This window comes from Cupriavidus sp. FW305-26, assembly GCF_058787975.1.
The window spans coordinates 23,762-44,681 of the sequence record NZ_JBYTAH010000047.1; the positions used below are offsets into that span (position 1 = coordinate 23,762).

The following is a 20,920-nucleotide window of genomic DNA, read 5'->3' on the forward strand; positions in this document are numbered from 1 at the left end:
TTAACTGACAGGTCAGACAATGCAAAGTCAAAAGACCCTTCCGACGTTCCGCATATTCCGCCGCTTTGCTGGCCCGACCCTTTCGGTGCTGATGGCCGCCGTCCTGAGCGCCTGCGCGAACTACGCCGGCATCAAGAGCAACAAGCAGCTCAGCGAGCCCGCCAACTACGCCACGACACAGAGCATTCCCGCGGAGCAGGGCCACTGGCCGTCGGCGGACTGGGTCGACCAGTTCGGCGACGGCCAGCTCAAGGTACTGATTGCCGAAGCGCTGCAAGGCAGCCCGTCGCTAGAAAAGGCTCGTGCCCGTGTGGCCTCCGCGGTGGCGTTCAGCGAAGGCGCCAATGCCAACACGCTGCCACAGGTCGGCGCCGGCTATTCGTTCAACCGCCAGCGCTACACCGAAAACGCGATGGTACCGCCGCAGTTCGCCGGGTCGTGGCAGTCGGAGAACAAGGCGTTCATCAACGCCTCATATGACCTCGACCTGTGGGGCAAGAATCGTGAAGCACTGAAGTCCGCAGTATCTGGCGTGCACGCAAGCGAAGCCGAGGCCGAGCAGGTCAAGCTGACGCTGAGCAGCGCCATCGCGCGCTCCTACAACGGGTTGGCCCGCCTCTACACGCTGCTCGACATCGCGCAGGACGAAGTGAAACAGCGCCGCGAAGTGCTGCGCGTGACCAACGGCCGCATGACCATGGGCCTGGAGACCGAAGTCGAGAAGCGCACGGCCGAAGCCAATCTCGCCGCCAGTGAGGTCGCCGTCTCCGCGCTGGAAGGCGCCATCCAGCGCACCCGTTACCAGCTTGGCGCGCTGCTGGGCCGGGGCCCGGACCGCGGCCTGGCGATCGCCCGCCCGAGCCTTGGCGCCGGCGACGAGGTCCGCCTGCCCGACAACCTGCCGGCCGACCTGGTCGGGCGCCGCCCCGACATCGTTGCCGCGCGCTGGCGCGTGGATGCCACCCTGCACGACATCAAGGTGGCCAAGGCCGAGTTCTATCCGGACATCAACCTGACCGCGATGATCGGCCTGGATGCCTTAGGGTGGGGCCGCTTCCTGCGCGCCGCCAGCCGCACCGCCTCTGCCGGCGCCGCTATCCACCTGCCGATCTTTGACGGCGGCGCGTTGCGCGCCCAGCTTAAGGGCCGCTATGCGGATTTCGAGTTCGCGGTCGCGAACTACAACGAAACCCTGGTGAACGCTCTGACCGATGTGGCCACCGAGCTCTCTGACATCCGTGCCGTCGATGCACAACTCGACAACGCTGTGCGTACCGACACCGCCGCGCAACGCGCCCTGACCCTGGCGCTGGCGCAATACAAGGCTGGCCTGACTACGCAACTGACGGTGCTGAACGCGCAGACCAACGCCCTGCGCAGCAGCCAGGTGGTGGCCAACCTGCGCATGGATCGCCGCGACCGGCAGATTGCGCTGGCCGCCGCGCTGGGTGGCGGCTTCATCGATACCTCCGATTCGATCACGAAAGCGGCCCAGGTCCGCTGAATCTCTTCGCAACGCAATCAGACCCAGACACCGGTGACATCATGAACGACACGACCAAGACCACTCCAGCCGACGAGCAAACCGCAACGACAGCCGCCGCGCCCGCCAGGAAAAACACCCGCAAGCGCCTGCTGGCCCTGCTTGGCCTGACCACGGCGCTCGCCGCCGCCGGCTACGGCACCTACTACTACACGGTGGCCCGCTTCCACGAGGACACCGACGATGCCTACGTCAACGGCAACCTTGTCCAGCTCACGCCGCAGGTCGCCGGCACGGTGATCGCGGTGAACGCCGACGACACGCAGATCGTGAAGGCAGGCGAGCCCGTGGTGACGCTCGATGCGGCCGATGCAAAGGTGGCGCTGGCCAATGCCGAAGCCTCGCTCGGCCAGACCGTGCGCCAGATCAGCGCGCTCTACATTAACAACGACGTGCTCGGCGCTACCGTGCAGCAACGCCAGGCCGACCTGGCCCGCGCCCGCGATGACCTGCGCCGCCGTACCGGGGTGGCCGAGTCCGGCGCCGTTGCCGCGGAAGATGTGGCGCATGCCCGCGATGCCGTCAAGACTGCCGAAGCCGCGCTTGAGACCGCCCGCCAGCAACTCGCGTCGAACCACGCACTGACGGACAAGACGAACGTGGCCGAGCATCCCAGCGTGCAGGCCGCATCCGCCAAGGTGCGCGACGCCTACCTGGCCAACGCCCGCAACACGCTGCCGGCACCTGTCACCGGCTACGTGGCGCGGCGCTCGGTGCAGGTGGGCCAGCGTGTGGCCCCCGGCAACCCGCTGATGGCCATTGTGCCGCTCGACGGCGTGTGGGTGGATGCCAACTTCAAGGAAGTCCAGATCAAGCGCATCCGCATCGGCCAGCCGGTCGAGCTGCATGCCGACCTGTATGGCAGCAGCGTGACCTATCACGGCAAGACCGTCGGCTTCTCGGCCGGCACCGGCAGCGCGTTCTCGGCCCTGCCGGCGCAGAACGCCACCGGCAACTGGATCAAGGTGGTGCAGCGCCTGCCGGTGCGCATCCAGCTCGATCCGGCGGAACTGCGCGAGCACCCCCTCCAGATCGGCCTGTCGATGCAGGTCGACGTGCAAACGCGCCAGGCTTCCGGTTCGCACCTGAGCCCGGGCGCGGAAGCACCAGAACACACCACCTATCGCACGGCCTATCGCACCGAGGTGTTCCAGCGCTACGGCGACGAGGCCGACCGTGAGATCACGCGGATCATCGCGCAAAACACCAATGGCAAGTCCACCGTCGGGGAGACATCGCAAGCTTCGCAAGTTGCACACCATGCTCCGGCGACAAAGAGCGCAGCGCAAGCTGCCGGCGCCTCCGGGGCCTGAGCGGCTTGGCGCCGATCGTCAGCCCGCGTCCATTTAACTGACCCGTCAGCAAAGCATCATGCAACCCCAAGCCCAGACCTCACTCGTGCCAACCCCGCTCACCGGCGCCAAACTCGTGATGGGAAGCTTCGCCGTGGCCCTGGCCACCTTCATGAACGTGCTGGATTCATCGATCGCCAACGTGGCGATTCCGACGATCTCCGGCAACCTCGGTGTGTCGGTCGACGAAGGCACCTGGGTGATCACGCTGTTCGCCGCGGCCAACGCCGTGGCGATCCCGCTCACCGGCTGGCTCACGCAGCGCATCGGGCAGGTCCGCCTGTTCGTCGGCGCCATCCTGCTGTTCGTGCTGTCGTCGTGGCTGTGCGGTGTCGCGCCCAACCTGACCACGCTGCTTGCCGCGCGCATCCTGCAGGGCGCCGTGGCGGGTCCGCTGATTCCGCTGTCGCAGTCGATCCTGCTGTCGTCGTACCCCAGGGAAAAGAGCGCCACCGCGCTGGCACTGTGGGCCATGACCGCCACCGTCGGCCCCATCGCCGGCCCGGCGCTGGGCGGCTGGATGACCGACAGCTACTCGTGGTCGTGGATTTTCTACATCAACGTGCCGGTGGGCCTGTTCGCCGCCGCCGTCACCTGGGCGATTTACCGCGACCGGGAAACGCCGACGCGCAAGCTGTCGATCGACGTGGTGGGGCTGGCATCGCTGATCACCTGGGTCGCCTCGCTGCAGATCATGCTCGACAAGGGCAAGGACCTCGACTGGTTCAGCTCGCCGGTCATTATCGGGCTGGCAATTGTCGCGCTGCTGAGCTTCATCTTCTTCGTGATCTGGGAGCTGACCGAATCGAACCCGATCATTGACCTGCGCCTGTTCAAGGGCCGTAACTTCCTGGCCGGCACCGTCGCCATCTCGGTCGCCTATGCGGTGTTCTTCGCCAACCTGGTCGTGCTGCCGCAGTGGATGCAGCAGTACCTGGCTTATCCCGCCGTCAACGCCGGGCTGGTAACCGCGCCGCTGGGCATCTTCGCTGTGCTGCTGGCCCCGGTGTTAGGAAAGATCCTGCCCAAGTCCGAGTTGCGCGTGCTTGCCACCCTATCTTTCGTGGGTTTCGCGGTGGTGTTCTTCATGCGCTCGCACTACACCACGGGTGTGGATACCTGGACGCTGGTGCTGCCGACCCTGCTGCAAGGCATTCCGACTGCGCTCTTCTTCGTGCCGCTGACAGCCATCATCCTGTCCGGTCAGCCAGCCGAGAAGGTACCCGCTGCCGCAGGCCTGTCGAACTTCGTCCGTGTGTTCTGTGGTGCGGTGGGTACGTCGCTTGCCACCACCGGCTGGAACAACCGCGCCATCCTGCATCACGCGCAACTGGCGGAACAGGCCAGCGTGCACAACCCGCTGTATGCCAGGGCGCTTGAAACGCTGCAGTCGACGATGGGCTTCACGCCGGGCCAGGCCGCGGCGTACTTCGAGCGCAGCCTGAACACGCAAGCGATCATGCTGGGCCTGAACGACATCTTCTGGATCTCGGGCGTGATCTTCGTCGCGATCGTGCCGCTGATCTGGTTCACGAAGCCGGCGAAGGGCGGCTCCGCCGACGCCGCGGCGGCTGCGCACTGAGCGACACATGGAGGACTGAGTCTGGTGGCAGCAGCGGACGGCGTCAAACCGTCACCGGCCGTTAGAATTGACGCGTTCCGGATGGCCATTGGGAGACGGCCAGCCCGGCTCGGCATACCTGCCTGCGGAGATGGCCTGTCATGGATATCCACCTTGCACTTCATGGCCGCCACGACCTGGCGGGACAGATCTACCGGCAACTGCGCGCCGGCGTGATGGAGGGGCGCCTGGTGGCGGGCCAGCGGTTGCCGTCTACGCGCGAGCTGGCGATCAGTCTGGGCGTATCGCGCAAGACTACACTGGATGCGTTCGAGCGGTTGATCACGGAAGGCTACCTGCGCACGCGCGCGGGGGACGGCACCTTCGTGGCCGATGCGATGACGCGCCTCGCGCAGGCACCCGCACATCCGCTGGCGCAGCCCGTCTCGCCCGATACTGCGCGCCTTCCAGTCCGGCCGCTCACCGTCTGGGAGATGCTGTCCGGTGCCATGCCGATGACCCGGCCGGGCTCGCCACCACAGTTCGATTTTGTCGGCGGCGTCACGGACAAGGCCCGCTTTCCGTTCGAGGCATGGCGGCGTTGCGTGAACCATGCCTTGCGCGAACAGGCGCGCGGCCGTGGCGAATATCACGATCCTGTCGGTGAGCGGGCCTTGCGCGAGGCGGTATCGCGCTACCTCGCGTTCAATCGGGCCGTGCTCACGCCCTGGCAGCAGGTATTTGTCACGCAGGGCGCCCAGCAGGCATTGGACCTGCTCGCACGCGTGACCGTGCGCCCCGGCGATGTCATTGCAGCGGAAGACCCGGGCTATCCGCCGGCGCGCTTACTCTTTGCCGCTACCGGCGCGCAGGTGGTACCGGTGCCAGTCGACGCCAAGGGCATTGTCGTGGACGCGTTGCCCCCATACGCGCGCATGGTCTACGTGACGCCGTCGCACCAGTTCCCGCTGGGCATGCCGATGGAAATGGAGCGCCGCCTGGCCCTGCTTGCCTGGGCGAAACGGCACGGCGCACTGATCGTGGAAGACGACTACGACGGCGAATTCCGATTCGAAGGGCGGCCGATGGAATCCCTGAAGAGCCTGGACAAGGGCGATGTCGTCGCTTACGTCGGCACCTTCTCGAAGACCATTTTTCCGGAGCTGCGCATCGGCTACGTGGTGCCGCCGGCCGAGCTGACCGCCGCACTGCGCCACGCCAAGCAGGCGATCGACTGGCACAGCAGCACCATGACCCAGGTGGCGCTTGCCCGGTTCATGCACGACGGCGAATTTGCCCGGCACCTGCGCCGCATGCACAAGGTATATGCGGCGCGGCGGCAGGCGCTGCTGGCACATCTGCATGGCGGCTTATCTGCCTGGCTGAGGCCGCTGCCCAGTGCCGCCGGCATCCACCTGGTGGCGCTGCTCCGTCCCGGCCTTGCCGAAGACTCGCTGATTGCACGCGCCAATGCGGCCTCGGTAGGGCTCTATGGCATTTCCGGCATGTACACCGGCCAGGCGCCGCAAGCCGGCCTGCTGTTTGGCTACGGCGGCATCGGGGTGACCGAGATCAATGCCGGTCTGCAGCGGCTAGTGTCCTGTTCCGTTGTTAACTGATCTATGTTTGCGTAGGATGTTGGTATCAACGGAACGGGAGATACCAGCATGCCAATGGGCCGACCGAAGGTAGAACTGGTGTTGAGCCAAGACGAACAGTCCCAACTTACTTCGATGGCGCGTTCGCGCGCGATCCCGGCTGCGTTGGTGATGCGAGCGCGCATCGTTCTGGCGGCGGCTACAGGCGAGCCCAACAGCGAGATTGCCAAACGGCTGCAACTCACGCGTGCCACAGTGGGCAAATGGCGCGCTCGGTTCCTTGAACGGCGCATCAATGGCCTGTACGACGAACTGCGCCCGGGCAAGCCACGCACAATCGACGACGAGCGCGTGGCGGAACTCATCAAGACGACACTGCATACGAAGCCCGCCGACGGCTCGACACACTGGAGTGTGCGGGCGGTGGCTGCCGAGACATCCATTTCGCCTACCAGCGTGCATCGCTATTTCAAGCTGTTGGGGCTGCAACCCCATCGTAGCGAGACCTTCAAGTTGTCCACTGACGCGTTCTTCATCGAGAAGCTGCGCGACGTCGTGGGTCTGTATCTGAACCCGCCCGAGAATGCATTGGTGCTGTGCGTGGATGAGAAGAGCCAGTGCCAGGCACTGGAGCGCACTCAGCCGATGCTGCCCATGGGCCTGGGCTATGTCGAGGGTGTCACCCACGACTATGTCCGTCACGGCACGACGACTCTGTTTGCCGCGTTGAACGTGTTCAACGGTGCGGTGCTGGCCGAGTGTAAGCCGCGTCATCGGCACCAAGAGTTCCTCGCATTCTTGCGTTCGATCGACAAGGCCGTTCCCGCCGAACTCGATGTGCATTGCATCGTGGACAACTACAGCAGCCATAAGCACCCCAAGGTCAAGGCGTGGCTGGCAGCCCGTCCGCGCTGGCACATGCATTTCATCCCCACCTACAGTTCCTGGTTGAATCAGGTCGAACGCTTTTTCTCGATCATCACCGACAAGGCCATCCGTCGTGGCTCCTTCACCTCGGTCAAGGAACTCGTGCAAAAAATCGATCACTTCGTCGCCCACTACAACCAGAACTGCAAGCCATTCAACTGGACGGCCACCGCGGATTCGATTCTCGCCAAGCTAAATAGACTTTGCGAACGAATCAGCGGAACAGGACACTAGCTGAAGTGCTCGATGGTTTGCACATGTAGCGCTGGTACGTCACTGGTTACCTGGAAATATCATCAAAGTGGTAATTTTGAAATACCAGTCGCCCGCCTAATCTTGTCTCCAAGGCAGCGGCATCTCCGCCATGCCCACCGAAAAAAGGAGCAAGTCATGCAACAACGTCTCGATTTTTACAAGGCCAGCCCCGCCACCATCAAGGCTGTCCTCGGCCTGGAGGAGCGCATCGCCAAGAGCGAACTGGAAAAGCCGCTGGTGGAACTGATCCGCCTGCGCGCTTCGCAGATCAATGGCTGCGCCTACTGTATCGACCTGCACACCGCCGATGCACGCAAGGGCGGCGAGGACGACCGCCGGCTGGCCACCCTGCAGGTCTGGCGCGAGACCCCGTTCTTCACCGCGCGCGAGCAGGCCGCGCTGCTGGCCTGGACCGAAGCCGTGACGCTGATATCGCAGGACCATGTGCCCGACGCCGTGTGGGACGCCGTGCGGCCGCATTTCAGCGACGCCGAGCTGGTCGACCTGACGCTGCTGGTCGCCACCATCAACACGTGGAACCGGTTCGCGATTTCGTTCCGCAAGACGCCGGCATGAATGGGATGAACACAGTCATGATCCGACAGGGAATCCAGCACGCCTGCCTGGCAGCCGTGATGCTCGCCGCCGCAATCGTCCCGGCCACTCGCGCCAGCGCGCACGATGGTCACGCCGGCAAGGAAACCATCGTGCCGGTGATGAAGCAGGCCATCCCGGAGGCCCCGGGGCACACCGCGCAGATCATCACCGTGAACTACGGACCCGGCCAGGCTTCCGACGCGCACATGCACCCAGGCTCCATCTTCGCCTACGTGCTGGAAGGCGAGGTGGTCTCGCAACTCGACGGCCAGCCGCCACGCATTTACCGCTCTGGCGAGAGCTGGTATGAGCCGCCAGGCACTCGCCATCTCGTTTCACGCAACGCGAGCTCGGCAGCCTCGGCGAAACTGCTGGTCGTTGCCATCGTCAACGGCCAGGCGCCGGTCAAGCGGCCGCTATCCCAATAGCGCGCCCACCATGCAACCGAAGGAATTCAGCATGACAAACCTTGCAGGAAAAGTCGCTTTCGTCTCCGGGGGCGCGCGCGGCATCGGCGCAGCTATCGTCCGCCGCCTCGCGCGCGAGGGCGCAACCGTCGCCTTCACCTACCAGCAATCGGTGGCGCCTGCCGCTGCCCTGGTAGCAGAAGTGGAAGCCGCGGGTGGCCGTGCGCTGGCGCTACAGGCCGACGCCGCGGATCCCGCCGTGCTCACCGACGCCATCAACGGCGTCGCGCATCAGTTCGGCAAGATCGACATCCTCGTGAACAACGCGGGCGTGCTGCTGCTGGGCCCGGTCGAGAGCTTTTCGTTGGAAGACTTCGACAAGACGCATGCCGTCAACGTCCGCGCCGTCTTCGTCGCAGCGAAAGCTGCGCTCGCGCACATGGGGCAGGGCGGTCGCATCATCAATATCGGCAGCGCCAATGCCGAACGCATGCCGTTCCCCGGCGGCAGCGCGTATGCGATGAGCAAGTCCGCGCTGCAGGGCCTGGTGCAAGGCATGGCACGCGACCTGGGCCCGCGCGGCATTACGGTGAACAATGTGCAGCCGGGTCCGACCAACACCGACATGAATCCGGAAGCCGGCGAATTCGGCGTCGCGCTGCATGGCCTGATGGCACTGCAACGCCATGCGAAGCCGGAGGAAATTGCGGCTATGGTGGCCTACATCGCGGGTCCGGAAGCAGGCTTCGTGACGGGCGCCAGCCTGACCATCGACGGTGGCTTCAGCGCCTGACGATTTGGCCGCGCGCAACCGCCTCACGCGGCGGCTGCGTCCGATCGTCTCGCGGTAAAGCGCAGCAGGATCCGGCTGCCTTTGGCCAGCACTGGCTGGCTCGAGCTTGTGCAGCGTCGCGCCGCACACGCCGCGCGAACCTGCAGGATGGCCGGCATCCATGTGCCATTGCCAGCTAGCGCCACCGAACCGTCGTAATCGTCCGGGGCGGGTGTGCGGATTCCTTGCGGCAGCCGGACACGCCACGCAGCAGCGAAGTTAGCCCCTCTTACAGAAAACCGAGTTTTGATTCAGGAGCATGAAAGTTGTCCAAACGCATTCTTGTCATTGGCGCCGGCTTCGCCGGCATGTGGAGCGCGCTGAGTGCGGCCCGTCTGCTTGATCACGTGGGGCGCAACGACGTGGAAATCGCCCTTGTCGCACCGGAGCCAGAACTACACGTCCGTCCTCGTCTCTACGAGCAGAATCCGAACGGGATGAAAGCGCCGTTGCAAGAGATCTTCAAGGCTGTCGGCGTCAGGTTCGTCCAAGGCAGGGTAGAGCACATCGATGTGGCGAACCGGGAGGTAAGCATTGCCGGTGTTGGCGCGGATACATCGCGCCAACGCATTGGTTATGACCGTCTGGTTCTCGCTGCAGGAAGCCGGCTATTCCGTCCACAGATTTCCGGGCTGGACCAGCATGCGTTCAATGTCGACCAGGTCGCTGACGCTGCGCAACTCGAAGCGCATATGCATGGCCTGGCCTCTCGCCCGAAGAGTGCTGCGCGCAATACGGTGGTGGTTGCGGGTGCCGGCTTCACCGGTATCGAGACCGCTGCCGAATTGCCGGCACGCTTGCGCGAAGTCCTTGGTGAAGACGCCACTGTGAACGTGATCATGGTTGAACGCAATGCCGCGATTGGCCCGGACCTGGGCGAAGGCCCGCGGCCGGTGATCAAACAGGCGCTGACTGAGCTCGGGGTGACCTGGAAGCTCGGCTCGGGCGTGGCGGCCATTGATGCGAAAGGCGTCACGCTGGAGAGCGGCGAGCGCATCGAGGCAGACACTGTTGTCTGGACAGCGGGCGCCCGCGCCAGTGAACTCACCGCCCAGATTCCGGCTGAGCGAGACAATTTTGGCCGGCTTTATGTTGACCGCAACCTGAAGGTCAAAGGTGTCGAGGGGGTGTTCGCCACCGGCGACTGTGCCTATGCCGCTACCGATGATGACGGGAACTTCGCTATGATGTCTTGCCAGCACGCCATGAATCTCGGCCGCTCGGCAGGCCACAATGTGGCGGCAGACCTTGTCGGTGAGGCGCCGATTCCTTATAGCCAGCCGAAGTATGTAACGTGCCTGGACCTCGGGCCGTGGGGCGCTGTCTACACGGAAGGGTGGGATCGCAAGGTGAAGATGACGGGCGGTGTCGCCAAGGCGCTGAAGACACGGATAAACACCGAGTGGATCTATCCCCCGAGCGCGGATCGTGCCGAAGCATTTGCGTTGGCCGATCCCCAGCGTATCGTCGTGGCCTGATAGCGCGAGCTGGAGTGAAAGAGGGCGATCCGCCGGACCGCTCCTTGCATTCGAGCTTCATGCGCTCGCCGGCGCCGGGCTGAAGAAACGCACTGACACCGCACTGCCGGGTGTCGGCGCGAACTGCGCGTCGCTGAATACGTTCGCCATGCCGCTCGCGCCTGCCAGATGCACGAGCGCCGGGCGCCAGTGCCGGGTGCCAACCTGGGCTCGGACCGCGCCGGCATACTGCCCCACAGGCGGCAGGCAGATGCCCTCCGGAAGACGAATCTCCGCCGCGCTGCTGGCGCGGGAGGGCCTCCTGGCCACAACCATGGCGCGGATCTCGTGCGGACGCGCCAGCAATGCGGCAGCAGCGTGCACGTCGCCACTCTGGATCAGGCGGCGGGCCTCCGTGGATGAACAGCGCACGCCAGCCCCGGCGACATCGGTGGCCCGCAGCCGCACCGGCTCGACGGTATAGCCGTGCGCCTTACCGAGCAGGCCGAGGTAATCGACATCACCCTGCCGACCCCGTCCGCAGCGAAAATTCGCGCCAACCACGAGGCGCCGCATGCCCAGACGCGCCAGCAGCAATCCACGCACAAAATCATCCGCGCTCGCTTCGCTTAGGGCGCGGTCGAACGGCAGCACCAGGCAGTGGTCGACGGCGCCGCTTTCCGCCAGCAGCGCGATACGATCATCTACGGTGGAAATCATGCGGGGCGCACTCTGCGGCTGCAGGAACGCACGCGGATGCGGATCGAAAGTCAGCAACACGGTCGGCAGCCCGAGCGAACGCCCGGTGGCGCGCAGCTCAGCCAGGACGGCGCGGTGCCCGCGGTGCACGCCGTCGAACGTGCCGATCGAAACAACGGATGCCGCCAGACGGAGCGCGTCGGCTCGCCTTGTCACCTGCATGATGGTCTCCTCCTCTGGTGTCATGAACCGCATGCTAGGAGGCGACGGCGCAGGACGCCAATCCCTTACCGTCATGACGACTATAACCAGCGCTCATCCCTCCACGTCCGGCCCGGCAGCCGCGCCCACCACGGCATCGTGGCGGGCAAACAGCCTGTGCACCAGCGCTCGAATCCACTGGTTGCCCGGTTCCCGGTGCACGCGATCGTGCCAGTGCTGGGCGATATCCATGCCGGGTAGCGTCAGCGGTGGCGTCACCACCGCCAGATCCAGATCCTCGCATAGCGCGCGCGCCAGCGTCAGCGGCAGAATCGCCACGGCGTCCGAATGCCGCGCGATCAGGGCCGCAGTGGCGAAGCTCGGCACGCGGCAGACGATGTTGGTATGCGGGACGGCGGCTTCAATGGCGCGCTCGACGCTGAGGTGTTCGTGGCCGGTACCGACCGCGGAGACCAGCACATGCTTCTCGGCTACGAAGGCAGTCGGCACGCCAAGCTGTGCCAGCCGCGGATGATCCTTGCGTACGACGGCGCCGTAGGTCTCGTGCCATAGCAATTGGCGGCGGATGCTCTGTGTCAGGCTGGGGAACGAGCCGATCGCCAGGTCGACAAGACCGTTCTCGAGCCAGATATCGAGATGCGTGGCATCTGCGTTGACCGCCTGCACCAGGATGCCCGGCGCTTCCTCCGCCAGCCGGCTCAGCAGCAGCGGCAGCATCTGCGAGGCGCCGGCATCGAGCAGGAAGAAGCTGAAGCTGCGCTGGGTGGTGCGTGGATCAAAGCTGACATGGTCCGAGCGCAGCGCACGCACGCTTTGGAGAATGGCCCGCACCGGCTCGCCAAGCTCCAGTGCCTTGGGTGTCGGCTCCATGCGCAAGCCCACCCGGACGAACAGCGGATCACCGAAAAAGAGGCGTAGCCGCGCCAGCGTCTTGCTCAGCGCTGGCTGGGTCAGATTGAGCACGCGCGCCGCCTTGGTGAGGCTGCGCTCGCTTAGCAGCACTTCAAGCACCAGCAGGTGATTCAGGCTGAGTTCGTCTTCATGACGCTGGGGAATAGTGTCCATGACGCGAGGTGATTAGCAAACGGGCCGGCTCGGCAGTAGTCTAGTTTCACACAGCTGACACAGATCAGAAAGCAGGTTTCCAGAGACGCAACTTCGTCCACGCCCTGTCGCAGCGCGAGGACAAAGGCCCCCAAGAGGAGGAGATCGCCATGTCGTCCGCAGCATCCATCGAAGCCGTCGCGAGTCGTATTACCGATACCGACGTCGATGCCGCCAGCTTTCGCGACGCCTTGTCGCGTGCCGTCACCGCCGTGACCGTCATCGCTACCGACGGCGCGGGCGGCCGCGCCGGGGTCACGTGCTCGGCGGTCTGTTCGGTCAGCGACTCGCCGCCCACTGTGCTGTTCTGCATCAACCGGCGCAGCGCCGCCAACAGCGTGATCAAGTCCAACGGCGTGGTCAGCATCAACTGGCTGCACGCCAGCCAGACCGCGGTGTCCCAGCTGTTCGCCGGGGCCGGTGCGGTACCGATGGCGCAGCGCTTCGACGGTGACAGCTGGGACGTTTTTCCAACCGGTGCTCCCTACAGCAGATCGGCCATGGTCGCCCTCGACTGCAAGGTAGTCGACCAGATCGAGATCGGTACCCACAGCGTCTTTGTCGCGCGGGTGTTCGGCAGCGCCGGCGTCGAAACCGGCAACGAAACGCCGCTGGTCTACTGCCGCCGCAGTTACGCCACCACGCAACCAGTCGCGGCCTGACGCGCGCCCCGGCAGCACCCGAATTTCGTTCCCGTGTCCGTATGCCCTTCTCCGGGGCAGGGACTGTCACACCCCGAAAACTCAACCGAGGAGAACTCGCGATGATTCGCACTGGCAAGCAGTACCTGGAATCGCTCAACGACGGCCGCAATGTATGGGTCGGCAATGAGAAGATCGACAACGTCGCGACGCACCCCAAGACGCGGGACTACGCGCAGCGTCACGCCGACTTCTACGACCTGCACCATCGGTCCGACCTGCAGGACGTGATGACCTTCGTCGACACCGACGGCGAACGCCGCACCATGCAATGGTTCGGCCACTTCGACAAGGAGCAGTTGCGCCGCAAGCGCAAGTACCACGAGACGATCATGCGCGAGATGGCCGGTGCTTCGTTCCCGCGCACGCCGGACGTCAACAACTACGTACTCCAGACCTACATAGACGATCCGTCGCCGTGGGAAACGCAGACGATCGGCGCCGAGGGCAAGGTCAAGGCGAAGAATATTGTCGACTTCGTCAACTTCGCCAAGAAGCACGACCTGAACTGCGCGCCGCAGTTCGTCGACCCGCAGATGGACCGGTCGAGCCCGGATGCCCAGCAGCGCTCGCCCGGCCTGCGCGTCATCGAAAAGAACGACAAGGGCATCATCGTTTCAGGTGTCAAGGCTATCGGTACCGGCGTTGCCTTTGCCGACTGGATCCACATCGGGGTGTTCTTCCGCCCGGGCATCCCGGGCGACCAGATCATCTTCGCCGCCACACCGGTCAACACCCCGGGCGTGACCATCGTCTGCCGTGAGAGCGTGGTCAAGGACGATCCCATCGAGCACCCGCTGGCCTCGCAGGGCGACGAGCTGGACGGCATGACTGTTTTCGAGAATGTCTTCATCCCATGGTCGCACGTGTTCCACCTGGGCAATCCCGAGCACGCCAAGCTCTATCCGCAGCGTGTGTTCGACTGGCTGCACTATCACGCCCTCATCCGCCAGTCGGTGCGCGCCGAGCTGATGGCCGGCCTGGCGATCCTGATCACCGAGCATATCGGCACCAACAAGATTCCCGCCGTGCAGACTCGCGTGGCCAAGCTGATCGGCTTCCACCAGGCCATGCTGGCGCATATCGTCGCCAGCGAAGAGCTGGGCTTCCATACGCCGGGCGGCGCCTACAAGCCGAACATCCTGATCTACGACTTCGGCCGTGCCCTGTACCTCGAGAACTTCTCGGAAATGATCTATGAGCTGGTCGATCTCTCCGGGCGCAGCGCGCTGATCTTCGCCAGCGAGGACCAGTGGAACGACAAGGCCCTCAATGGCTGGTTCGAGCGCATGAACAATGGCCCGGTCGGCAAGCCGCACGACCGCGTGAAGATCGGCCGGGTGATCCGCGATCTGTTCCTGACTGACTGGGGCAACCGTCTGTTTGTCTTCGAGAACTTCAACGGCACCCCGCTGCAGGCCATCCGCATGCTGACCATGCAACGCGCCGAGTTTTCGGGCGCGGGTCCCTACGGCACGCTGGCTCGCAAGGTTTGTGGCATCGAGCTCGGCGATGGCCATGAGAGCGAATACAAGGCCACCGCGGGCTACGCCCAGGCGCTGGATTCCGCGCGCCACCAGGAAAAGCTGGCCCTGAGCGGCACGATGACCGTGTGACCGCCTGAACTACCGGCCGGAGCGGTCCGGCCGGAACACCTGAACCATGCAAGGAGTGCAAGATGCAAAGCAATGAACTTCTGGACAAGATCTTCCGCGGCGCGCGCAGCCAGAACGGCTGGCTGCCCACGCCGGTGCCCGACAGCAAGCTGCGGGAACTGTATGACCTGATGAAGTTCGGCCCGACCTCGGTCAACTGTTCGCCGGCCCGGCTGGTGTTCGTGCGCACCGAGGAAGGCAGAGCCAAACTGCGTCCGGCACTGGCGCCGGGCAACGTCGAGAAGACCATGGCCGCGCCGGTAGTCGCTATCGTGGGCTACGACACCCGCTTCTATGAGCACCTGCCGGAGCTGTTTCCGCATAACCCGGCGGTCCAGGCATGGTTCGAGGGCGACGAAAAGGTGGAATTTGCCAACACCACCGCGTTTCGCAACGGCACGCTGCAAGGCGGCTATCTCATCGCCGCGGCGCGCGCGCTGGGGCTCGATTGCGGCCCCATGTCCGGCTTCAACAACCAGGCCGTCGACCAGGCCTTCTTCGCCGGCACCAGCATCCGCTCGAACTTCATCTGCGGCCTTGGCCATGGCGACCCCGAAAAAGTGTTCACCCGCAGTCCACGCCTGTCGTTCGACCAGGCCTGCAAACTCGCCTAGCCGGGAGTCTCGTCATGCAAGAGTACGACCAGCATAACCTGACCCAGGCCGTGATTGCACGCCTGGCCGATACGCCTAATGTACGCACCAGGGAGATCATGACCAGCCTGGTGCGGCACCTGCACGACTTCGCGCGCGAAGTCAGGCTCACTGAGGCCGAATGGGAGCAGGGTATCCGGTTCCTGACCGCCACCGGGCACAAGTGCGACGACAAGCGCCAGGAGTTCATCCTGCTCAGCGATGTGCTGGGCCTGTCGATGCTGACGGTGGCGATGAACCACGAAAAACCGGAAGGCTGCACCGAGTCTACCGTGTTCGGCCCCTTCCACGTCGAGGACGCGCCGCACTACGAGCATGGTGCGGATCTGGCGAACGGCGCCAAGGGGGAGCCCTGCGTGGTCCACGGACGGGTCACAGGGGCGGACGGCCGGCCGATTGCCGATGCGGTTGTGGAAACCTGGCAGGCAGATGCGGACGGCCGCTATGACGTGCAGTACGAAGGGCTGGAAGTGGCGCAGGGCCGCGGCGTGCTGACATCTGGCGATGATGGCCGCTTCCACTTCCGCACCGTCGTGGCGCAGGCCTATCCGATTCCTGACGACGGCCCCGTCGGCGAGCTGCTTCGCGCCACCGGCCGCCATCCATGGCGGCCTGCGCACCTGCACTTCATGATCAAGGCGCCGGGCTACGAAACGCTCGTGACGCACGTCTTCAGGCGCGGCGACAGGTATCTCGATTCCGACGCCGTATTCGGCGTGCGCAAGTCCCTGATCGGCGACTGGGTGCGCCAGCCCGATAGCACATACCGGCTCGACTTCGACTTCGTGCTGAATCCGGCCCGCTAGCACCGGAACCCTGCGCGCCGCCCTGGCGGGCGGTGCGGCTGCAACCACGCACCGCGCCAGCCGGCCCGGTGTTTCACGCGGTCTTTCGGAGGTGGCAAATGGGTTCGATAGATGGCACGAAGGTCCGGCGGGCACGCACGCCGATGCCAGTCCAGTTCGGGCGGCTGGCGCTCGTCGCCGCGTGCGCGGCGGGGGGCACCGTACCGGCACGCGCGACCGAGGGCGGCGGTAACTCCTACCCCATCGGGGTCGACAACCTGTATTCCGGCCTGATGCTGCCCGAGGGCGCCAACTGGCTGTTGTTCTACCAGCACTACGATGCGGGCAGTTCCAAGGACAATACCGGCCACGACTACCCCAAGCTGGCTGGCTTTCATCTGCGCCTTGATGCACTGGCGCCGCGGCTGTCGTATGTCTGGCCCGGCGTCAGGGTGTTCGGCGCAAATCTCGAGACGCGCGTAGTAGTGCCCATCGTCTCGGCGAATCTCGACATGTCGGTTGCCAGGGCATCACCGCTGCCGCCGCTCGACAAAGGCGGCAACAAGACCGGCCTGGCCGACATGACGCTGGCGCCGGTGATCCTCGGCTGGCACGGCGGCGCATTTCACCAGATGGCGGGCGTCGAATTCCACCTCAAGACCGGCGCCTACGATGTCCATGACCCGGTCAATATCGGCCGTAACTACTACCAGATCGCGCCGAGCTACGCCTTCACCTGGCTCCCGACGCCCAATGTCGACATCAGCGCCAAGTTCCGGTATGGCTTCAACACCCGCAACGACGCCACCAACTATCAATCGGGCGACGAAGCCACCATCGAATTCAGTGCGGGCTACCGCGTCACACCGAGGCTGACGCTGGGCCTGAACGGCTACTACTACGTCCAGACCACTGATGACACGCAGAACGGCGCGCGCGTCAACGGCAACGGCAACCGTGGCCGCGTCACGGCGCTGGGGCCGGATATCTGCTTCCAGCTCACCGACAAGGTCAGCTTCGCGCTCAAGGGGCAGTTCGAGTTCGGCGCGCGCAATCGCCCTGAGGGCAACCGGATCTGGGCCATGGCCCGCATATCGCTGTGACTGGCCTGAACCATACCGAGCAACATTGGAGACCATACGATGAACGCATTCCAGTACTCCACCCGCGCCCAGCGCATTGTCTTCGGCGCCGGCACGATACGGCAGGCCGGCAAGGAAATCGACACGCTGGGTGCGTCCAGCGTCCTGGTGCTCAGTACACCCGAGCAGCGCCCGCTGGCTGAGCACGTGGTGGAGCTGCTCGGCGCTCGCGCTGTCGGCATCTTCGACCGTGCCGTGATGCACGTGCCGGTCGAGACGGCGCGCGCGGCCTGCACGATGGCATTCGAGCTGGGCGCCGACAGCGTGGTGGCGATCGGGGGCGGCTCGACTACGGGGCTCGCCAAGGCCATCGCGCTCGAGATGGGCCTGCCGGTGCTGGCGATTCCTACCACATATGCCGGTTCGGAGATGACAGCAATCTACGGCCTCACCGATGCGGGCCTGAAGCGCACAGGCACCGACGTGAAAGTGCTGCCGCGCACCGTCATCTATGACCCTGAGCTCACTTACTCGCTGCCGGTTTCGGTCAGCGTCACCAGTGGCATCAACGCGCTCGCGCACGCTGCCGAGGGCTTGTACGCGCATGACCGCAACCCGATATCGGACCTGATGGCAAGGGAGGGGATACGGGCCATCGCTGCGGCGCTGCCGGTGCTCGTCAACGATCGGGATACGGCCGCGTTGCACCAGGCACGCGCGCAAGCGCTGTACGGCGCGTGGTTGTGCGGGGCAGTGCTCGGCAGCGTGGGCGTGGCGTTGCATCACAAGCTCTGCCACACGCTCGGCGGCAGCTTCAACCTGCCGCATGCCGAGACGCACGCCATCATCCTGCCGCACGCGCTTGCCTACAACGCGAAGGCGGCGCCGGGCGCCATGGCTGACATCGCACAGGCGCTGGGCGCAGCCAATGCGGCACAAGGTGCTTTCGATCTGGCACGTACGACTGGCGCTCCGCTCGGCCTGCATCAAATCGGCATGCGGGAGGATGAACTGGACAAGGCGTGCGAAATCGCTTTGCAGAACCAATACCCGAATCCGCGTCCGCTCGAAGCCGGCGCGATCCGGGAGTTACTGCAGAACGCCTGGGAGGGCCGCCGGCCGGTCTGACGCCGGCGTAACGCTTGACCGTCACCTGCGCAATCCGCGGCAGCGCCGCAGGTTTTCGCCCAGCTCACCCAAATATTAAAAGGTACGAGATGTGGAAGCTCCCAAAGGAATACAACCACTTTGCGTTTGGCGCGATACAGGCTGGCGTCACGTGTGCGGTCGCATCAGCGATCGCAAGCATGCAGTTCGTGGCGGAGGGAACCTTTGTTTCGCACTGGCTGCGTGCGTACTTGTATTCGTGGGTGGCGATGCTGCCCGTCGTCGTGGCCGCGGCACCGTTCATTCGCTGGCTTGCGAACCGAATCGCGCGTTGAACGCTGACCGAGGTTCTGGCGGCTGCAATGCGGCTCGTCTCAACGGTACAAATCCATTGGGTGGATAACGATGATCAAACATATTGTGATGTGGAAGGTGAAGGGTTCGACGCCGGAAGAAAAATGCGAGGGTGTGCGTCGCATACAGTCGGCATTCCACAGACTGGTTGGCGTCATCCCGGGTCTGACGGTTCTGGAGGTGGGCGCCGACGTCAGTCGCATCGACTACGCGTGCGATGTGGTCCTCTACACGGAGTTCGAATCCCAGGAGGCATTAGACTCGTATGCCAGCCATCCTGACCACCTGAGGATCAAGCGCGAACTGGGCGATGTCAGGATCTCCCGTCACCAGGTGGACTATCTCATTGGCTAGCCGGCGGGTATGTGCGACGCCTCCGTGCGCGGAAGACGCCCGAGCAGCTACATGGCGCGCAGGTCAGCCATCAAGGCATGCCCGTAGCGTACGCGCGAGACGGCCCGCTTCGTACGCATCGGCGATGTTCGCGAAACCTATCACCAGGCCACGCGGCGTGTCGCGCATACGGCCGTGCGCATACCAGATCGAAAGCGGCAGCACTGCAAGTCCCACCTGGCGGGCACGCGAGGCGACGGCGACATCGTCGATCGGACCATGGGCGACCTCGGCGAATTGCACGGCGAACTGGATGCCGCCGGACGGCAATTCAACGGTTAGCTGTTCGCCGAACGTCTGCTTCAAGGCTTGCGCAATCAACAGGCGCCGCTGTCCATACAACGTGCGCATCCGCTTCACATGCCGCGCAAAATGCCCCTGTTCAATGAAATCTGCCAGCGCCGCCTGAAACAGCGTTGGCGCGCCGGCATTCATGCTGCACGCCACCCGTGCAACGCGCTCGACCGCGCGCTCCGGCACCACCGTGTAGGCGAGCCGCAGACCGGGGAACATCACTTTGCTGAACGTGCCGCAATAAAGCACGCGATCATGCCGGTCGAGGCTCTTCAAGGCCGGCAAGGGTCGGCCGAGGTAGCGGAACTCGCTGTCGTAATCGTCTTCGATAATCCAGCGAGATGCCGCCTCTGCCCAAGCCAGCAACGCCATGCGCCTTGCAAGCGACAGTGTGTTCCCCAAGGGGCTCTGATGCGATGGCGTGACGATCGCGAAGCGCGCCTCCGGGTCCCGTTCGATGCCGCGCTCGACATCGATGCCTTCTTCGTCGACGGGCACCGGGACGAGTTGCACGCCGGTCTCAGCCAGGAAGCTGCGCGCAAGCAGATAACCGGGGTCCTCGAACCACATGCGATCACCGGGGCTCGCAAGGCTGCGCAATACCAGTTCGAGCGTCGCACGGTAGCCACTGGTAATGAAAACCTGATCGGGCAGACAGGTGACACCACGCGACAGGCCAAGATAGGTCGCGATATGTTCGCGCAGCGGCAGATAACCCACCGGATTCGGGTAGGCAAGCAGCATGCGTTCGCCGCCGCGCGCACGCCGCGAAACGAGCCGGCTCCATATCTTGCGCGGAAATGCGTCAAGCGCCGGCAGTCCTGGCTGCAAGGGTCGCGGCTCGCCGCTCAGGGCGACCGCGATCGCGGGCTGGCGGGTCGTCGGCGGGCCGCTGGGTGATGCTGGCGTCTTCGCTGCGCCCGCGCCCTCGGCGCCCGGCGCATCAGCTGCATCCTGGCGGCCTGCAGGTGCCGCTTGCTTCAGGGATTCCGATAGCGAAGGCGATACAAAGGTGCCGGCAGCGCCACGCATCTGCAGGTAGCCCTCGTCGACAAGGATCGTGTAGGCCAGCTCGACGGTGCCTCGCGCCGTATTCAACTGCGTCGCGAGGCCGCGTAACGCCGGGACCCGGTCACCCGGACGAAGATGTCCCGCGGCGATCGCCGTCCTGAAACGCTCGCAAATCTGCAGATAGATCGGCAACCGCTTCTGGCGGTCGATCTCAATGGCCAACGTGGGGTTGCGTAACGTCATGACATTCTCACCGGCAAACAGGGTGCAAAACAAACTTGGACTAGTCGAATGGTCAATTCTTGGCTCTTATCCATAGGGCATGATTGTT

At 64.6% G+C, this 20,920-nt stretch carries 20 protein-coding genes; 17 read left to right on the forward strand and 3 right to left on the reverse strand.

Going from position 1 to position 20,920, the window contains the following annotated elements; translation table 11 throughout:
* Positions 1 to 19: 19 nt before the first annotated feature.
* The 9 genes from AC3WQZ_RS23235 (at position 20) to AC3WQZ_RS23275 (ending at position 10,550) form a co-directional block, all read left to right on the forward strand.
* Positions 20 to 1,504, forward strand: a complete 1,485-nt coding sequence (locus AC3WQZ_RS23235) for an efflux transporter outer membrane subunit (RefSeq protein WP_454749432.1) — start codon at positions 20 to 22, stop codon at positions 1,502 to 1,504.
* A 41-nt stretch (positions 1,505 to 1,545) separates the two neighbouring features.
* Complete coding sequence (locus AC3WQZ_RS23240; protein WP_492301345.1) at positions 1,546 to 2,856, forward strand: HlyD family secretion protein; 1,311 nt, start codon at positions 1,546 to 1,548, stop codon at positions 2,854 to 2,856.
* Between the two features lie 58 nt (positions 2,857 to 2,914).
* Positions 2,915 to 4,477 carry a DHA2 family efflux MFS transporter permease subunit gene (locus tag AC3WQZ_RS23245; protein ID WP_454749187.1) on the forward strand — a complete coding sequence of 521 codons (1,563 nt, stop codon included), beginning with the start codon at positions 2,915 to 2,917 and terminating at the stop codon, positions 4,475 to 4,477.
* 140 nt (positions 4,478 to 4,617) lie between these two features.
* Positions 4,618 to 6,075, forward strand: coding sequence for a MocR-like pyridoxine biosynthesis transcription factor PdxR (gene pdxR / locus AC3WQZ_RS23250; protein WP_454749186.1), 1,458 nt, complete (start codon positions 4,618 to 4,620; stop codon positions 6,073 to 6,075).
* Positions 6,076 to 6,123: 48 nt separating this feature from the next.
* Complete coding sequence (locus tag AC3WQZ_RS23255; protein ID WP_454749185.1) at positions 6,124 to 7,215, forward strand: IS630 family transposase; 1,092 nt, start codon at positions 6,124 to 6,126, stop codon at positions 7,213 to 7,215.
* A 156-nt stretch (positions 7,216 to 7,371) separates the two neighbouring features.
* The gene (locus AC3WQZ_RS23260; RefSeq protein WP_454749184.1) at positions 7,372 to 7,812 is read left to right on the forward strand and encodes a carboxymuconolactone decarboxylase family protein; all 441 of its coding nucleotides are present in this window, start codon (positions 7,372 to 7,374) and stop codon (positions 7,810 to 7,812) included.
* Between the two features lie 17 nt (positions 7,813 to 7,829).
* Positions 7,830 to 8,261, forward strand: coding sequence for a cupin domain-containing protein (locus AC3WQZ_RS23265; RefSeq protein WP_454749183.1), 432 nt, complete (start codon positions 7,830 to 7,832; stop codon positions 8,259 to 8,261).
* Between the two features lie 31 nt (positions 8,262 to 8,292).
* Entirely contained in the window at positions 8,293 to 9,033 is a 741-nt protein-coding gene (locus AC3WQZ_RS23270) for an SDR family oxidoreductase (protein WP_454749182.1), read from the forward strand.
* Positions 9,034 to 9,338: 305 nt separating this feature from the next.
* A complete protein-coding gene (locus AC3WQZ_RS23275) occupies positions 9,339 to 10,550 on the forward strand; it encodes an NAD(P)/FAD-dependent oxidoreductase (protein WP_454749181.1) in 1,212 nt (403 codons plus the stop codon).
* 57 nt (positions 10,551 to 10,607) lie between these two features.
* Here AC3WQZ_RS23275 and AC3WQZ_RS23280 read toward each other — a convergent pair whose 3' ends face one another.
* Together AC3WQZ_RS23280 and AC3WQZ_RS23285 are read right to left on the reverse strand one after the other, a co-directional pair.
* Positions 10,608 to 11,450 carry an FAD synthetase family protein gene (locus AC3WQZ_RS23280; RefSeq protein WP_454749180.1) on the reverse strand — a complete coding sequence of 281 codons (843 nt, stop codon included), beginning with the start codon at positions 11,448 to 11,450 and terminating at the stop codon, positions 10,608 to 10,610.
* A gap of 93 nt (positions 11,451 to 11,543) precedes the next feature.
* Complete coding sequence (locus tag AC3WQZ_RS23285; RefSeq protein ID WP_454749179.1) at positions 11,544 to 12,515, reverse strand: LysR family transcriptional regulator; 972 nt, start codon at positions 12,513 to 12,515, stop codon at positions 11,544 to 11,546.
* Positions 12,516 to 12,664: 149 nt separating this feature from the next.
* Between AC3WQZ_RS23285 and AC3WQZ_RS23290 the strand changes: the two genes are divergently transcribed.
* The 8 genes from AC3WQZ_RS23290 (at position 12,665) to AC3WQZ_RS23325 (ending at position 19,245) form a co-directional block, all read left to right on the forward strand.
* Complete coding sequence (locus tag AC3WQZ_RS23290; protein WP_454749178.1) at positions 12,665 to 13,216, forward strand: flavin reductase; 552 nt, start codon at positions 12,665 to 12,667, stop codon at positions 13,214 to 13,216.
* Positions 13,217 to 13,317: 101 nt separating this feature from the next.
* Positions 13,318 to 14,871: a 3,5,6-trichloro-2-pyridinol monooxygenase TcpA gene (gene tcpA / locus AC3WQZ_RS23295; RefSeq protein WP_454749177.1), complete on the forward strand. Its 1,554-nt coding sequence runs from the start codon at positions 13,318 to 13,320 to the stop codon at positions 14,869 to 14,871.
* Positions 14,872 to 14,933: 62 nt separating this feature from the next.
* Complete coding sequence (locus AC3WQZ_RS23300) at positions 14,934 to 15,524, forward strand: malonic semialdehyde reductase (protein WP_454749176.1); 591 nt, start codon at positions 14,934 to 14,936, stop codon at positions 15,522 to 15,524.
* Between the two features lie 14 nt (positions 15,525 to 15,538).
* Positions 15,539 to 16,369, forward strand: a complete 831-nt coding sequence (locus tag AC3WQZ_RS23305) for an intradiol ring-cleavage dioxygenase (RefSeq protein ID WP_454749175.1) — start codon at positions 15,539 to 15,541, stop codon at positions 16,367 to 16,369.
* A 98-nt stretch (positions 16,370 to 16,467) separates the two neighbouring features.
* Positions 16,468 to 17,451, forward strand: a complete 984-nt coding sequence (locus AC3WQZ_RS23310) for a SphA family protein (RefSeq protein ID WP_454749174.1) — start codon at positions 16,468 to 16,470, stop codon at positions 17,449 to 17,451.
* Between the two features lie 39 nt (positions 17,452 to 17,490).
* Entirely contained in the window at positions 17,491 to 18,558 is a 1,068-nt protein-coding gene (locus AC3WQZ_RS23315; RefSeq protein ID WP_454749173.1) for a maleylacetate reductase, read from the forward strand.
* A gap of 14 nt (positions 18,559 to 18,572) precedes the next feature.
* Entirely contained in the window at positions 18,573 to 18,872 is a 300-nt protein-coding gene (locus tag AC3WQZ_RS23320) for a DUF2798 domain-containing protein (RefSeq protein WP_454749172.1), read from the forward strand.
* A 70-nt stretch (positions 18,873 to 18,942) separates the two neighbouring features.
* Positions 18,943 to 19,245, forward strand: a complete 303-nt coding sequence (locus AC3WQZ_RS23325) for a Dabb family protein (RefSeq protein ID WP_454749171.1) — start codon at positions 18,943 to 18,945, stop codon at positions 19,243 to 19,245.
* A gap of 63 nt (positions 19,246 to 19,308) precedes the next feature.
* Here the strand turns inward: AC3WQZ_RS23325 and pdxR (AC3WQZ_RS23330) are convergent, their stop codons facing one another.
* A complete protein-coding gene (pdxR, locus tag AC3WQZ_RS23330; RefSeq protein WP_454749170.1) occupies positions 19,309 to 20,832 on the reverse strand; it encodes a MocR-like pyridoxine biosynthesis transcription factor PdxR in 1,524 nt (507 codons plus the stop codon).
* Positions 20,833 to 20,920 lie beyond the last annotated feature (88 nt).

Bases quoted from the DNA above. Each gene is read 5' to 3' on its own strand.
- AC3WQZ_RS23235 (WP_454749432.1), top strand. From the start codon at position 20: ATGCAAAGTCAAAAGACCCTTCCGACGTTCCGCATATTCCGCCGCTTT.
- AC3WQZ_RS23240 (WP_492301345.1), top strand. From the start codon at position 1,546: ATGAACGACACGACCAAGACCACTCCAGCCGACGAGCAAACCGCAACG.
- AC3WQZ_RS23245 (WP_454749187.1), top strand. From the start codon at position 2,915: ATGCAACCCCAAGCCCAGACCTCACTCGTGCCAACCCCGCTCACCGGC.
- pdxR (WP_454749186.1), top strand. From the start codon at position 4,618: ATGGATATCCACCTTGCACTTCATGGCCGCCACGACCTGGCGGGACAG.
- AC3WQZ_RS23255 (WP_454749185.1), top strand. From the start codon at position 6,124: ATGCCAATGGGCCGACCGAAGGTAGAACTGGTGTTGAGCCAAGACGAA.
- AC3WQZ_RS23260 (WP_454749184.1), top strand. From the start codon at position 7,372: ATGCAACAACGTCTCGATTTTTACAAGGCCAGCCCCGCCACCATCAAG.
- AC3WQZ_RS23265 (WP_454749183.1), top strand. From the start codon at position 7,830: ATGATCCGACAGGGAATCCAGCACGCCTGCCTGGCAGCCGTGATGCTC.
- AC3WQZ_RS23270 (WP_454749182.1), top strand. From the start codon at position 8,293: ATGACAAACCTTGCAGGAAAAGTCGCTTTCGTCTCCGGGGGCGCGCGC.
- AC3WQZ_RS23280 (WP_454749180.1), bottom strand. From the start codon at position 11,450: ATGCAGGTGACAAGGCGAGCCGACGCGCTCCGTCTGGCGGCATCCGTT.
- AC3WQZ_RS23285 (WP_454749179.1), bottom strand. From the start codon at position 12,515: ATGGACACTATTCCCCAGCGTCATGAAGACGAACTCAGCCTGAATCAC.
- AC3WQZ_RS23290 (WP_454749178.1), top strand. From the start codon at position 12,665: ATGTCGTCCGCAGCATCCATCGAAGCCGTCGCGAGTCGTATTACCGAT.
- tcpA (WP_454749177.1), top strand. From the start codon at position 13,318: ATGATTCGCACTGGCAAGCAGTACCTGGAATCGCTCAACGACGGCCGC.
- AC3WQZ_RS23300 (WP_454749176.1), top strand. From the start codon at position 14,934: ATGCAAAGCAATGAACTTCTGGACAAGATCTTCCGCGGCGCGCGCAGC.
- AC3WQZ_RS23305 (WP_454749175.1), top strand. From the start codon at position 15,539: ATGCAAGAGTACGACCAGCATAACCTGACCCAGGCCGTGATTGCACGC.
- AC3WQZ_RS23310 (WP_454749174.1), top strand. From the start codon at position 16,468: ATGGGTTCGATAGATGGCACGAAGGTCCGGCGGGCACGCACGCCGATG.
- AC3WQZ_RS23315 (WP_454749173.1), top strand. From the start codon at position 17,491: ATGAACGCATTCCAGTACTCCACCCGCGCCCAGCGCATTGTCTTCGGC.
- AC3WQZ_RS23325 (WP_454749171.1), top strand. From the start codon at position 18,943: ATGATCAAACATATTGTGATGTGGAAGGTGAAGGGTTCGACGCCGGAA.
- pdxR (WP_454749170.1), bottom strand. From the start codon at position 20,832: ATGACGTTACGCAACCCCACGTTGGCCATTGAGATCGACCGCCAGAAG.